Here is a 14,501-nt window from a genome sequence, read left to right as displayed (position 1 = left end):
CTAATCCACTATCCCTTCCATTAAGATTTCATAAATTTTTTCTATATTAAGATGTTCCCGCATTTTTGCTGCCAGCAAATCATATTGCGTTTCTTTGAATTCTTGGAAATTTATCGATTTCATGTTGTTTACATCTAATCCTTTCTGCTCTCCAATGGACGTTAAGATTGTTTGCACCACCTCGTCTTTATCAAAGACACCATGTACATAGGTTCCATAAATATTATACCTTCCAGCCCCCTCTTGCTTGTTGGTATTGGTAACCTTGTCATTAATAGTAACCATCGGCTTTAATCCTTCTTTCAGCAAACTATTGCCCATATGGATTTCATACCCTTCCAGTTCCACACCTTCCAGTTTTTTCAAGACACCTTCCATATTCATGAACTTTCCGTACACACGGGTTCTGATCTTTTCTTTTGAAAAAGCCGTATCTATAGGCAGAAGTCCCATACCTTTCATCTGTCCTCCTGTTTCTACATGATAAGGATCCGATAAATTTTCACCTAACATCTGATATCCTCCACAGATTCCAAAAATAATCTTTTGATTCATAGCTGCTTTTAGAATTGCTGCTTCTAAACCATTCTGCCGCATCCATAATAAATCTTCCATTGTATTTTTGGTTCCCGGTAAAAGAATCATATCCGGATTTTTCAATTGATGAACGTTCTTAACATAACGAAGAGACACACCTTCCATATTTTCTAATGGATTAAAATCAGTAAAATTCGAAATTCTTGGAAATCGAATGACTGCAATATCAATATCATTTATCTTCTGTTTTGAATCAAACCTTTCTGTCAGGCTATCCTCATCTTCTATTTCGATTTGAAGATACGGAGCCAATCCTACTACAGGTATTTGGCATTTTTCTTCTAACATTTTGACTCCTGGTTCCAAAATTGTTTTGTCACCGCGAAACTTATTAATAATCATACCTTTTATCATAGATTTTTCATCTTCTTCTAATAACATAATGGTACCTACCAATTGTGCAAATACACCCCCACGGTCAATGTCTCCTACCAAAAGTACAGGTGCTTTTGCCATTTTTGCCATCCCCATATTTACAATATCCTCTTTTTTCAAGTTGATTTCCGCCGGACTCCCTGCCCCCTCAATTACAATGATATCGTATTCTTCATCCAGTATTTTATAAGCTTTTCTAATTTCAGGAATTAACTGCTTTTTGTAGGTAAAATAGTCTCTTGCCTCCATAGTCTTAAAAACTTCTCCGTTTATAATTACTTGGGAACCTGAATCATTCATGGGTTTTAATAAAATAGGATTCATACAAACCAAAGGTTTAATCCCGGCAGCTTCTGCCTGCATGACCTGTGCCCTTCCCATTTCAAGACCTTCTTCTGTAATAAAAGAATTCAAAGCCATATTCTGTGATTTAAATGGGGCCACTTTATATCCATCTTGTTTAAAAATCCGACACAGCCCTGCAGCCATCAAACTTTTACCTGCATTTGACATCGTCCCCTGAATCATGATAGCCTTAGCCATTTTTTACTCCTCCTTGGTCAACTCCATAAAAGCTTTTAACAATTTTTCATTTTCCTTTGTTGTTTTCACTGCGATACGATAATATCCTTTTCCTAGTCCTCTATAATTACTGCAATCACGAATTAGAAACCCTCTTTCCAGACATTTGTCATAAAGGTTATCCGGACCTTGAAAGAAAATATAATTTGCTTGAGAATCAAGTACTTTAAAACCAATTTGCTTCATACTCTTCTTTAAATAAGTCCTCTCCCTTTCTACCAGTTCCCTGCTTTCTTTTATATAAGAAACTTCCTTTAATGCCGCAACTCCTGCTTCTTGAGCAAGAACCGAAACAGTCCAGGGTTGTGTTACCCTATTTATTTTATCAATTAAATTTATATCACCGGTCATTCCATATCCCAAACGTAATCCTGCCATAGCATAGGTCTTGGTAAAAGCTTTTAATATAAATATCCAAGGGTTTCTCCCTAAATATTGTTTCATAGAATACTTTTCCGGCTCTTTCACAAATTCAATAAAACACTCATCTAAAACTAAAATGACTTCGTTTTCTTTACATCTCTTACCTATTTCTATCATCAATTGGGGATTTACCAAGATTCCGGTTGGATTATTTGGGTTACACAAAAACATCATATCCAGGCCTTCATGGATTCTATCCAATACTTTTTCATCCAGGCGGAACTCATTCTCCCTTTTAGATTCGAACACTTCAATCTGGCAGTCCACACTTTTCAACGCCTGTTCATATTCTAAAAATGTTGGAGACTGTATCAGAGCTTTCTTGGGTTTTACTCCGTATACCAGAGAATAAATTAACTCTGCTGCTCCATTTCCACAAATAATCTGCTCTTTTTTAATTCCCTCAACACGTTCCAGCTCGTCCCGAAGTCTTTCACAGGCAATATCCGGATAATGTTCAATCTTATGAATGGAATTCGCCAATACGCCATATAAAGCCTTAGGAATTCCTAAAGGGTTGGTATTCGTTGAAAAATCTAACACCCCTTGATTTCTATAAATATCTCCTCCATGTATCTGATTTTTCATAACGCATCCCTTCCTATATTCCTATTACTCTTAAACAAAAATATCCTGCTGCATACACCAGAATTCCTATCATAGCCGTTACATAAAGCAGCCTGTTGCTTAATACAATATCCTCATTGCAGATTGGCCGGATGTTATCTCCGATTGTCTTTTTCTTACAAAGTTTTCCAAAATAATAAGCATCACCAGCTAATTGTATCTGCAAAGCTCCGGCCATAACGGATTCTGTCTGTGCGGAATTTGGACTTGCATGATTATAACGATCCCGTTTAAATATCCTTACTGCTCCTATTAAATCCAATTCCAGTAAAAAAGTGGACACAAGCATTAGCATGGCAGCTAATCTGGCTGGCACAAAATTGACAATATCATCTAACTTAGCGGCAGCGGTTCCAAAATATTGGTATTTTTCATTTTTGTACCCAACCATGGAATCAAGTGTATTAATTGTTTTATAACAAAATCCTAATCCGGCTCCACCAATCATCATAAAGAAAAGTGGAGCTATCACACCATCTGAGGAATTTTCAGCGACCGTCTCAACCGTTGCTTTTATAATCCCTTCTTCTGAAAGCTCTTTTGTATCTCTTCCTACAATCCTAGACACAGCGTAACGTGCTCCTTCTATATCACATTTCTTTAATTTTTTATAGACCTTCATACTTTCCGTTTTCAAGGATTTTGTTGCTACTAATTGATAACACATAATCGTTTCTATTGCGAATCCCAACCAAAAATGATACTGATATCCCAAAAATAAAATCACTACAGGTATTAACGTATTGACAGCTACTATCAGTAATACCAAAAGTCCCCCTGCTATCCTTTCCCCTGTCGGTGTATGCTTAAAAACTTTCCTTAGAAATTTTTCTAAAAAAATAATCTCTTTTCCTATCATACGTACAGGATGATACAACCATTCAGGATCACCGATACATAGATCCAATAAAAATCCAAGCAGCAATGCTTCAAACACGTTTAATCACCACCCCTACTCCACACACTATCCTGTGCACCTCCAAAGAGAACGCTGCCAATTCTGTACAGATTCTTCCTACCTTTTCACGATATTCTCTCTCGAACCTATCCAACGGAACCACTCCATACCCAATTTCATCCGAAATAATAATAATCTCCGGGTTCTTCACAATTAGTTCCTGTGCCAGATTCTCTACAGGGGTTCCCTCTAATAACTGCCTCTTAATATAATCATGGAAGTGGTTAATTCCCTGACACTGAAATATCTCATCCTCTTCACACACCGCACCATCAATCCACTGTTTAAGCTTGAAGTTTTCCTGCGCATATTCATATTTTCCTTGAAATGCTCCTCCAATTATCATTTTCATCCGATCACGCCCCTTAAAATGACATCTGCTATCACAATGCATGCTGCCATTACTAATTCACAAATTTGCAAAAAATAACCTGCTACATCTCCAGTAATGCCTCCAAATTTTTTTAATGACATTACATAATAATAAAAATAAGTATAAACAGCCGATACCAGTCCTATTACTCCTAAAAACTTTCCTACTAATACCATTCCGCTCACTAATAAAAATAAATAAATCATCATAATGACTCTAACGATTCTCTTTTGTGCCCCATCTGCAAAAACTGCTGCCAATCCTGTTCCTTTCGCTAATGGAAAGCAAACAATAGAAAGCCCGCTTAATGTTCGTGATAATACAAATCCGAAACTAATAATTGTAATTGATCTCAGAGTAAGTTGTGAATAAACTCCATAGTAAAGTAAAAAATAAACGATACCAATTATAATGGCAAAAGCTCCTGCATGTACATCTTTTAATATTTCTAATCTACGTTCTTTCTCCTGATAAGAACTTAGAGCATCTGCAGTATCCAATAGACCATCCAAATGAATTCCACCTGATATGAAAACAGGTATCAAAAGTAGAACTATAGTAATGAAAGAATCCGAAAAAACAATCCCCATTTGCTTTAAATATACAAATAACCGAAATGTCCCATAGCTTAACCCCCCGATCACTATGCCGACCCAAGGGAAAAAGCACATGGCATAACGCATATTCTCTTTGCTCCACTCAATTTTACCTACCGGTATCTTGGAATACATAGAAATTGCAATTTTAAAACTTTGATAAATCTGGTTCATAAACTTCCACCTTTCAAAATAACCGGGATTCCATAAACAACTTCCACTACATTTTCTGCCTTTCTGGAGAGTTCCTGATTAATATTTCCTAAGCAACTCAGATAATATTTTGTAGCCTCAAAATAAATACCACTGTCAGAAAAAATTTCATTGGTGACGATAACCAATTCTTTCACATTTCTTAAAAGTAAATCAATACCTTCTAACACCGCTTTTACGGTATCCTCTTTTGCCCCAAAATCAAGATACATTTCATTCGCTGCCAGATTCGACATACATTCTAGCAAGACATAAGAATCGTTCGGCACCTCTAATTGTTTAAGATTAGTGAAGCACTCAATCGTTTCAAAATTTTTGTTTTCTCGCATTCGACGGTGTTTTTCTATTCTTTGATGACTTTCTTCATCGACCGGATACATAGTCGCAATATATATTCGCTTTGCTTTTGAAGCTTGTCCGGATAAGGCTAGAATTTTATCCTCTGCATATACAGATTTCCCACTTCCACTACCACCTGTTATAATATGTAACATTTTTCTCTACCTTTTTTCTACCTTAATGGTTGATATTTTTCTATATTAACAGCATCAAAGGTTGCCATTCCCTCATAAACCGCATTGGCAATATCCAGAATGGGATACAAACTAATTGCTCCTGTTCCCTCTCCCAGACACATATCGCAGACAAGAGAAGCCTCCAAACCTAATTCTTTCAAAAGCATAACTGCAGCGGGTTCATTTGAAATATGAGAAGCCAGCATATAATCTTTCGTATGTGGACAGAGCTTGACCGCCAATAATGCAGAGACCGCAGATATAAATCCATCAATAATAATGGGCGTTCCAAGTGCTGCACCTCCAAGAAAAACGCCTGTCATTCCTGCAATGTCCAAACCTCCGACTTTACGAATTACGTCAATCGCATCTTCTTTATCCGGGGCATGAAGCTGAATGGCTTTTTGAATACAAGTAATTTTTCTTCCCAGACCTTCACTTGACAGCCCTGCCCCTCTTCCTGTCACTTCTTCTACTTTTTTATCCAAAAGAATCGCTGCAATCGCGCTGCTGGTCGTCGTATTTCCAATGCCCATCTCACCTGTAGCAATTATTCCATAACCTTTTTCTTTTAGCGTTTCTACCATATCAATTCCGACTTCTATGGCGCGGATCGCTTCCTCTTTGGTCATCGCCGGTTCTTTTGCCATATTTTTGGTCCCATAAGCAACCTTCTTATTAATAATATTCGTATCTACCGCAATTCCAATATCCACAGGAAATATATCTGCACCAACCGTTTTACACATAATACTTGCAGTTGCTTTTGTTTTCCAAAAGTTTTCTGAAACAATCGCAGTTACTTCTTGCCCTGACTGCGTTACGCCTTCCTCTACCACACCATTGTCCGCACACATGACTATCAATGCCTTCTTTCCAAGATGCATCGTTGTATCCTTCGTCATTCCTGCAATTTTAATCAACATATCTTCCATTTTCCCCAGACTATGCAATGGTTTCGCAATAGAGTCCCATCTTCTGCGGCAAAGTTGCATTGATTTTTCATCTGCAGGCTGTATCATTTCAATCACTTGTTTAAGTTTCATTCTCACACACCTCCAAAAAAGCTTCCGCCAAACGAGAATTCCCATAAAAATAATGATGTGGGAATCCTGCTAACAATGTATCTGTTGAATGAATACATCTCCAGCTCCGACTGCTATATGATTTTTGAGCCAAAAAGCTTTCTCCACATTCAGTTGATTCATAATAATGAAATTCATGAGCTTTTAACTCTCCAACTTCCTTACCAAATACTTTTCCTTGCGATAAGGTAATATATCCAAAATGGGACAATTTATTAGTATAATGAGTTCTTCCCTCTATGATACCTACCATGGGATAATCTTTTCCATCCTTATCTTCCAGCCATTGATGCAGATACATAAAACCGCCGCATTCCGCAATACAAGGCATTCTGTTGTTTAATGCATGATAAATACTTTCCTTCATAGATTGATTCTCACTTAACTGCAAAACATAAAGTTCCGGGTACCCTCCATGAAGAATAAGACCTTGAAGATTAGAAGGAAGCACTTTATCGTGTATAGGAGAAAATTCGACAATCTCAACTCCATGATCTTTTAAATATTTCAAATTGTCTTCATATAAAAAACAAAATGCTTCATCTTTTGCCACACCAATTCGAAGAGATCTTCGTAACTTATTCTCAATTTTAATCTCTGTAGGCTGTTCCAATTCCGGTGCACTATCAGCCAGACTCAATATGCTGTCGATATCTAAAGTATGTTCAAATAAACCGCCAAGTTCATTTAATTTTTCTTGAATATCTTTTATTTCATCCGGCAAAATCAACCCCAAATGACGGCTTTCTAACTGAAAATCTTCTATATTAGGTACATATCCATAAACCTCGACTCCTACCGCTTCTTCTATTAAGTCCTTCATGCTTTTATAAAGCACTTCCGGCAGTTGGTTCAAGATCACTCCCTTGATATTACTGTCGTTCTTAAAGTGTAAAAAACCTTGAACATATGCTGCTGCAGAAAGACTTAAACCTTTACAATTAACAATTAAGATTACAGGCGTTTCCGTAATCGTTGCAATATCATAAGTGCTGGCTTGTGTATGAGTACCGCCCAATCCATCATAATAACCCATGACTCCTTCCAACACTGAAATATCACACTGACTTCCATTCATGGCTAATATATCCCTTACCGTCTCCGGCTTAGACAAAAAACTGTCGAGATTCCGGCTTTTCGTTTTTATGACTCTGCTATGAAAGATAGGATCAATATAATCCGGACCACATTTAAAAGAACCCGTCTTAAGCCCTCGATTCACCAAAGCCTGCAAAATCCCACATGTAATCATCGTTTTGCCATTTCCGCTTGCTCCTGCTGTTATTAGAACTCTTGGTACTTTCATAATCGTTTCCCTCCGGTAAATGAAATAATAAATACAGGATTTTGTCCTTGCATCAAATGATACTCTTTTAAATCTCTTGCTTTACTAATTTGAACATTTACAATCTCTGTTTCCACTAAGGCTTTATCTTTTAAACATACTAAAGTTTCTGTCAGAGTTTCCAAAGTAATAGCATTCAACACGATTCTAATCTCTGGATTTTTCATTAATAACAAGTTAACAATTTCCCTTAAACGCCCTGCTGTCCCCCCAATAAATGCATGAGTTGGTACCGGCAGCCCTTCTAATGCTTCAGGCGCAAGTCCTTCAATCACTTCGATATTGTCTGCTGCGAACTTCTTCTTATTCTCCCGAATCAGCTGAAGAGCCTTAGCATTTTTCTCAATAGCATAAATCTTACCTTCTATAACACACCCAGCCATCTCAACGGAGACAGAACCGCTTCCTGCTCCAATATCATAAACAATAGAATCCTTTTTTAAGCGTAGTTTCGATAACGAAACGCTGCGAACTTCTTGTTTTGTCATAGGTATTTCATTTCTTAAAAACTCCTCATCAGGAATTCCATTCGTTACATTTTTTTCCCCGGCTTCTTTATTTTCAATCAAAACTACGCTTAAAGGATCTCCTTTATATCCAATGAAATCATACGGACTGCCTGATATAATCTTTTCTTGCGGATATGACAAGCGTTCACCAATATGTAGAGTCACCTTTTCCATTTGATAATATAGAAATTTATGACTAAGTTTTTGTATCTCATCTTGATTTCCAACAATAACAAATACTTTTTTATGATTTTGTACCAATCCAATTATATTCTCATCTTTCCCATGAAGACTCGAAACCTTAACATCATCCCAAGGAATTTTAAGCTTGGAGCAAAAATAAACTGCCGAAGAAATTCCACAAATTACTTGTATCATTTCACCTGCCTGTTCAAAAACTTCTAATTCTTTCAACAGTTTCTTTGCTCCGCTGAAAAACCCTATATCTCCTGACAATGCGATAACAATTTTTTCAAACTCAGGATGTTCCATAATATATTCTTTTATCCTGACAGGCTCATATGCTTCAAAAACTGCCTGGTTCTCATTGGACGCCGCCGCAAGCATTCTCCCTGCTCCAATTAAAAGTTCTGCTTCATCCAAAGCTTTCCTTGCTTCTAACGTCATCGTTTCCTTAGCTCCCATTCCAATTCCTACAAGCGAAATTTTTGGTCTGCTTTCTATTTGAAATAACTTCTGTAAAGAACTTTTACAACTTGCAAAATCATGACCGCTTTCCTGACTCGGCCTTCCAATAATAATAAGTTTTACACCACAATCAACTGCTGCCTGACATTTTTCCACAAATCCACCGGGACTGCCTGATTCTTTTGTGACTAAATAGCGGATTTCAAACTGTTGAATCATCCCTTTGTTCATTTCATAAGAAAAAGGCCCCTGCATACAGATTAAATGTTTCCCTTCAAAACCCAAATCAACACATTCCTTTACGACATTGAGCAAAGAAAGTACCCTTACATACAAACGTTCCTTGTAATTCTTCAATTTCGTGAACTCTTTCAAATCTTTACTTCCTGTTGTAAGCAAGACATTTCCTTGGCTTTTTTCCAAATACTCTACTGCATCCATTACATTTTGAGCATAAAATATATCTTTCTTCTTATCATATTCACTTAAATTTCCACTTCCCCTTAATAGCCTAAGATAGAGAAGATTCGTATGACTGCATGCCATTTTAATATTTTCTGTTACTTTTGCTGCATACGGATGTGTTGCATCCACAACAACCTGAGGTCTGATTTTCTCTAAATAATCTACCATTTCTTCCATTGTAAGCCGATCAGAATTTATTACTAAATTTTCCATCCTTGGTAGCAGACTTTCTCCATAGGCAGTGGCAACACGAACAAAAGTCTCAACACCTCGACCGGCTAAATATTCTGCAATTGTACGCCCTTCTAAAGTTCCCGCAAAAACAACAGCTCTTTTATACATTTTGATATCCTCTTGGTGTTACCATTTTTCCATTTAGATTCTTGGTCTGACTGTTTCCGATAAATACCGTCGAAAACATATCTACCTGTGTATTACGCAACTCTTTTAAGCTCATAATCTTTATCTCTTCCTTTTCTCTTCCTATATTTATTGCTATTCCGCAGACGGTATCTTCCTTTTTATACTGCATCACTAAATCACAAGCTTTTTCAAGATAATCATAGCGCTTCCTGCTGGACGGATTATATAGACATATTACAAAATCAGCTTGTGCTGCTCTCAATAAACGGTTTCCTATTTTTTCCCAAGGAGTTAACAGATCACTTAAACTGATGAAGCAAAAATCATGCATCAAAGGTGCTCCTAAAACAGCCGCTCCTGCTGTTGCTGCCGTTACCCCGGTAATCACTTCTAACTGTACTGCGGGAAAATGCTCTCCAATCTCATACATAAGACCTGCCATCCCATATATTCCTGCATCGCCGCTGCAGATCATAGCGATCCGCCTGCCTTGCGATGCTTCTTCAAAAGCCATTCTGCAACGCTCGATTTCCTTCTTCATCGGTGTCGACTTGAATTCTTTATCCGGAAAATATTCTTTTATCAAATCAATATAAACCGTATAGCCAATAATCACATCACATGTTTCTAATACTCTGACTGCACGTATCGTCATCTGCTCATAACCACCCGGTCCAATTCCTACTATAAAAACCTTATTCAAAATCAACACTCCATTCTTCTACCGCCATCGCTAACGTTACACCATAATGCGCTTTTTTCTTCAAAATCAACTTACCCTGATTACTCCCCAAAACAGCGCTCCTTTCACAAACGTTATCCACACCTGTTATAGCTTCTACGAATAAGGATGAGGAAAACTCTCCCTTCACCCTATTTAATTCCTCGTTCGTAAAACACCTAAATGAAAGATTAAACTTGTTACAATATTCTAAGATTCCAGGTTCTCGTATTTTTAAATCAATACTGACCACCTGCCTGATCGCTTTTTTATCAATATAATTTTCCTTACAGACCTGTTCAACAAATTGCTCAATTGTTTCTGACTTTGTTTCTTTTTTACAGCCAATTCCCAGAGTTATTACTTTAGGCGTCAAAAATAAAGTAGCATCATTAAAATTTCCTCTATTTCTATATATGCCTATATATAGATTGATAAATGATGTATTTTCTTTCACAAACACTAATCCTTCTGGGAGGTTTTCAGGCAGGTTACTTTCACTGAAAATGTTCACCTTTTTTCCTGCCAGCAAAACAGCCGATATTTCTTTTGCAAGGCAGCTATCAGACATCTCCAGATTATTTTTTTTTGCAAAAACATCCACTGCGAATTTTTGATTTAAATCTGTCGCTGTAGTAATTACAGGTATTGCACTAATTCTTCGTGCCAATATATTAGTCAACTCATTGGCACCTCCAATGTGCCCAGATAACAGAGAGATACAAAATTTCCCTGTATCATCAACTACTATGACTGCCGGGTCATTCTTTTTGTCCTTCAAAAATGGTGCAATACTCCTGACTGCAATACCACAGGCACCTACAAATACAATTCCTTCTGTTTGTTGAAACATCTTCCCAGTCCACATTTCTATGGATTCTTCCACATAAATAGCCATTTTTGACTTTTGGTACCTGCATTTTGTAAATAACTGGACTTCATAATGATCTATTCTTAATTTTTCTCTTATTTCTTTTCCTAAAATCTGACCATTTAAAGTAAAACTAATCAAGGCAATTTTCATTTTTCTTTTATCCTTTACTCACTGACACCTTTACGAAACTGCGTCGAAAAATTGGGGTGATACAATTGCGATCTTTCATATCGACCACGGGACAGAACATCTCCAATTATGATTAGTGCTGTTTTTGAAATTTTATTTTCATCCGCTGTCATAGCTAAACTTCCAACGGTGCATAAAAAAGTTTTCTCATCTTTCCAAGTAGCCTTATAAACGATAGCTGCCGGAGAATCTTCCTGATAGCCACCTTCTATCAGTCTTTTCGATAATTCCTCTAACATCCCGGTACTTAAAAAGATTACCATCGTTGCCTGATGTGCTGCAAAAGACTCAATACTTTCTTTGTCCGGTACGGGAGTTCTTCCGGAAACTCTCGTTATAACCACACTTTGAGAGACTCCCGGAAGTGTATATTCCAAATTTAATACAGAAGCTGCACCACAGAATGAACTGACTCCCGGACAGCTCTCATATGGTATATTCTTTTGTTCCAAAATATCCATCTGCTCTCTTACCGCTCCATATAAACATGGATCTCCAGTATGCAGTCTGACCGTATCAAGTCCTTTTTCTTCACTGTCAACCATGACCTGAATCACTTCTTCTAACGTCATAACAGCACTATTAAATATTTGACACTCTTTTCCTGCATATTCTAATAATTCTTTATTCACTAAAGAACCTGCATAAATAATCACATCTGCCTCTTTTATAATTTTTAATCCTCTTACAGTAATTAAATCAGAGGCACCGGGACCTGCTCCAACAAATCTAATCATATGGTCTCCTTTACAATAATCAATGAATAATAGCTGCTCTCTTCTGGTATTTCTTCTGGGCTAGTATAGATTTTTTCATCAGGCATCCCACATTTTTCAATCATAACAGCATTCTTATTTCTTCTAATTAACTGATCCTTCACTTCCTTCATATTCTTCCCGGCCTTCATAAGTACTTTTGTTCCGGGAAGATCCAAAGCTTCTTCTATTTCATATGACGCCGGTATGATATGAAGCGCTTCTGCCTTTTCTACCAAACCTATATTAAGTCTGGCCGACACTGCGCAAAAAGATGGAATTCCACTGACGATTTCTGTCTCATATCCTCTCTCTTTGATTTTCTTATGAATATAAAGATACGTGGAATACACCGTAGGGTCTCCTAATGTTAAAAAAGCGACCTGTTTCCCCTGCTTTAACAATTCTTCTATCTGGTCTGCCCCCTCCTTATGACTTTCTTCCAATTTATCGGCATCTTTAGTCATTGGCATAGTAATTCCTATCAGCACTTTCTCTTTCAGTTCTTTATAGACTTGTAATACTATTTGGCAGGCAACGCTGTCTTTCATCCGCTCACCCGGAAAAGCCACCACATGACTGGCTTTTATAATACGAAGCGCTTTTAATGTCAATAACTCCGGATCTCCGGGACCTACTCCAATTCCATATAATTTCCCGTTCATACTTTCTCCTTTATCTCCTATAACGAAACATATCTTTTAAATAACAGACTGATTCCGACTGTCCCAACAATCCTAATTCATTTGAAAATAAAATCACTCCTATCTCCAATTGTCCATAAGATCTGTTCTTAATATAGAACTCAATTTTTTCAACTATATATCCCATTGTCTTTTCTAATAGTTTCTCATGTTGTAATATCTGTAATCCCTGCTCTGTAGTAACTGCATCCAGTATTTCCTTTACGGTCTCTAAAGATGCTCCTGCTTTGATTGCATTGGCTCCCAAAATCTCCATTCTGGAATCCGCACATCTGGAATGCGTATTCATAATTCCTCCGGCCACTTTAATAAGCTTCCCAACATGACCGACAAGCAGCAGTCCTCTTGCTTCCAGATTAACTGCCATATCTACAGCTTCTCCAATAAAATTACTACACTTAATATTTTGTTCAACATCAAGTTCAAGTTCTTCTTTCAAAAAATTCTCCCCATAATTTCCGGGAGTAAAAAGCAGATATTTGGCACCATTTTCTATTCTCATCTTGATTTCCATTTCAATACTCTTTATCAAAGCTTCTTCACTCATTGGCACTACAATCCCTGTCGTTCCCAATATTGAAATGCCTCCTTCAATCCCCAATCTTTTATTAAAAGTCTTCCTTGCAATCTCTACCCCTTTTGGTACTTCAATTCGTATCTTGATCCCGCCTTCATAATCATATTCATTGCAAATCATTTCAACGGCTTCTAGAATCATTTTTCTTGGAACTTTATTGATTGCAGCACTTCCTATGGGTTGTCCTAACCCTTTTTTCGTTATTCTTCCAACACCAACTCCACCATCTAACTCGATACCGGTTTTCTTCGTCTTTTTTACATTCGCAAATATAAGGATACCATCTGTCACATCCGGATCATCTCCTGCATATTTTTTAATTGCACAAGTTACATTATCTGCTTCTCGTCTCATTTGACAAACCTTTAAATCCAGTAATATACCTTTTGGCGTAAGCAACTCTACATTTGAGATTTCTTCCCCCGTCAAAAGCATTAAGGCTGCTGCTTTGGCTGCTGCCGCTGCACAAGAACCGGTTGTATATCCATAATGAAGTTTTTTCCCATTTTTAATAATATAAAAATCTTCTAACTTTTTTCTCTGTTCCACAAAAAACTTCCTCTCTGCGAGGTGCGCATATATTTTTTATAGAAATAAAAAAATGTCTACCATACTTGGCAGACATTATAAACATAAATACTAAAATAAAATAGTTCCTTAAACTATTTCATTACATGCTTTAGAATGTTAACTTTGCACGGAAGTCGTATTCTATATATTAAGCAGGTTTCCTGGCTTTTAGATCAATACTCTACCTTACCTTCTCATATTTAAAATACAATGGTTTTCCCAGGTATCATTCCCTAATTACAGTGACCGGATCGCTTGAGACTCTCACTCAATTCCCTCTCATACACAATTGCAATTTCTTAATTATAAAAATAAGATAACTTGTGCATCACTTAATACAAAAATATGAATTTTTCTTTTAAATCCTAGCATAGATCTTTCAGATAGTCAATCAAAAACAACTGTTTGTATAGTCTAATATATTCCTTAAGTTTTTA

14 protein-coding genes and 1 riboswitch are annotated in these 14,501 nt (G+C 36.9%); all 14 genes read right to left on the bottom strand.

Features of this window, described 5'->3' with window-relative positions; translation table 11 throughout:
* Genes DWV06_RS03525 through cbiD form a run of 14 tightly spaced genes read right to left on the bottom strand, consistent with a single transcriptional unit; the run spans position 1 to position 14,043 of the window.
* Positions 1-1,515, bottom strand: a complete 1,515-nt coding sequence (locus DWV06_RS03525) for a cobyric acid synthase (RefSeq protein ID WP_115480778.1) — start codon at positions 1,513-1,515, stop codon at positions 1-3.
* Positions 1,516-1,518: 3 nt separating this feature from the next.
* Complete coding sequence (locus tag DWV06_RS03520) at positions 1,519-2,565, bottom strand: pyridoxal phosphate-dependent aminotransferase (RefSeq protein ID WP_115480777.1); 1,047 nt, start codon at positions 2,563-2,565, stop codon at positions 1,519-1,521.
* Between the two features lie 13 nt (positions 2,566-2,578).
* Positions 2,579-3,541, bottom strand: coding sequence for an adenosylcobinamide-phosphate synthase CbiB (gene cbiB, locus DWV06_RS03515; RefSeq protein WP_115480776.1), 963 nt, complete (start codon positions 3,539-3,541; stop codon positions 2,579-2,581).
* A complete protein-coding gene (locus DWV06_RS03510; protein WP_115480775.1) occupies positions 3,534-3,914 on the bottom strand; it encodes a bifunctional adenosylcobinamide kinase/adenosylcobinamide-phosphate guanylyltransferase in 381 nt (126 codons plus the stop codon). Before DWV06_RS03510 ends, cbiB begins: the two co-directional genes overlap by 8 nt.
* Entirely contained in the window at positions 3,911-4,705 is a 795-nt protein-coding gene (locus DWV06_RS03505) for an adenosylcobinamide-GDP ribazoletransferase (protein ID WP_115480774.1), read from the bottom strand. Before DWV06_RS03505 ends, DWV06_RS03510 begins: the two co-directional genes overlap by 4 nt.
* Complete coding sequence (locus tag DWV06_RS03500; protein ID WP_115480773.1) at positions 4,702-5,238, bottom strand: bifunctional adenosylcobinamide kinase/adenosylcobinamide-phosphate guanylyltransferase; 537 nt, start codon at positions 5,236-5,238, stop codon at positions 4,702-4,704. Before DWV06_RS03500 ends, DWV06_RS03505 begins: the two co-directional genes overlap by 4 nt.
* 17 nt (positions 5,239-5,255) lie before the next feature.
* Positions 5,256-6,305: a nicotinate-nucleotide--dimethylbenzimidazole phosphoribosyltransferase gene (gene cobT / locus DWV06_RS03495; RefSeq protein ID WP_115480772.1), complete on the bottom strand. Its 1,050-nt coding sequence runs from the start codon at positions 6,303-6,305 to the stop codon at positions 5,256-5,258.
* Positions 6,295-7,650: a cobyrinate a,c-diamide synthase gene (locus DWV06_RS03490; RefSeq protein WP_115480771.1), complete on the bottom strand. Its 1,356-nt coding sequence runs from the start codon at positions 7,648-7,650 to the stop codon at positions 6,295-6,297. The genes cobT and DWV06_RS03490 overlap by 11 nt, the downstream gene beginning before the upstream one ends.
* Positions 7,647-9,653: a precorrin-6A reductase gene (gene cobK, locus DWV06_RS03485; protein ID WP_115480770.1), complete on the bottom strand. Its 2,007-nt coding sequence runs from the start codon at positions 9,651-9,653 to the stop codon at positions 7,647-7,649. The genes DWV06_RS03490 and cobK overlap by 4 nt, the downstream gene beginning before the upstream one ends.
* Complete coding sequence (cobJ, locus tag DWV06_RS03480; protein ID WP_115480769.1) at positions 9,646-10,377, bottom strand: precorrin-3B C(17)-methyltransferase; 732 nt, start codon at positions 10,375-10,377, stop codon at positions 9,646-9,648. The genes cobK and cobJ overlap by 8 nt, the downstream gene beginning before the upstream one ends.
* A complete protein-coding gene (locus DWV06_RS03475) occupies positions 10,370-11,419 on the bottom strand; it encodes a cobalt-precorrin 5A hydrolase (protein ID WP_115480768.1) in 1,050 nt (349 codons plus the stop codon). The genes cobJ and DWV06_RS03475 overlap by 8 nt, the downstream gene beginning before the upstream one ends.
* A gap of 14 nt (positions 11,420-11,433) precedes the next feature.
* Complete coding sequence (cobM, locus tag DWV06_RS03470) at positions 11,434-12,195, bottom strand: precorrin-4 C(11)-methyltransferase (protein ID WP_115480767.1); 762 nt, start codon at positions 12,193-12,195, stop codon at positions 11,434-11,436.
* Complete coding sequence (gene cobI / locus DWV06_RS03465) at positions 12,192-12,878, bottom strand: precorrin-2 C(20)-methyltransferase (protein WP_115480766.1); 687 nt, start codon at positions 12,876-12,878, stop codon at positions 12,192-12,194. The genes cobM and cobI overlap by 4 nt, the downstream gene beginning before the upstream one ends.
* Positions 12,879-12,888: 10 nt before the next feature.
* Positions 12,889-14,043, bottom strand: coding sequence for a cobalt-precorrin-5B (C(1))-methyltransferase CbiD (gene cbiD, locus DWV06_RS03460; protein WP_115480765.1), 1,155 nt, complete (start codon positions 14,041-14,043; stop codon positions 12,889-12,891).
* A 155-nt stretch (positions 14,044-14,198) separates the two neighbouring features.
* Positions 14,199-14,381, bottom strand: a riboswitch (cobalamin riboswitch).
* Between the last annotated feature and the right edge of the window lie 120 nt (positions 14,382-14,501).

This window comes from Anaerosacchariphilus polymeriproducens, assembly GCF_003363435.1.
Classification (GTDB): domain Bacteria; phylum Bacillota; class Clostridia; order Lachnospirales; family Lachnospiraceae; genus Anaerosacchariphilus; species Anaerosacchariphilus polymeriproducens.
The sequence above is the reverse complement of the archived record's forward strand: the minus strand, read 5'-3'. Positions and strand labels throughout refer to the sequence as shown.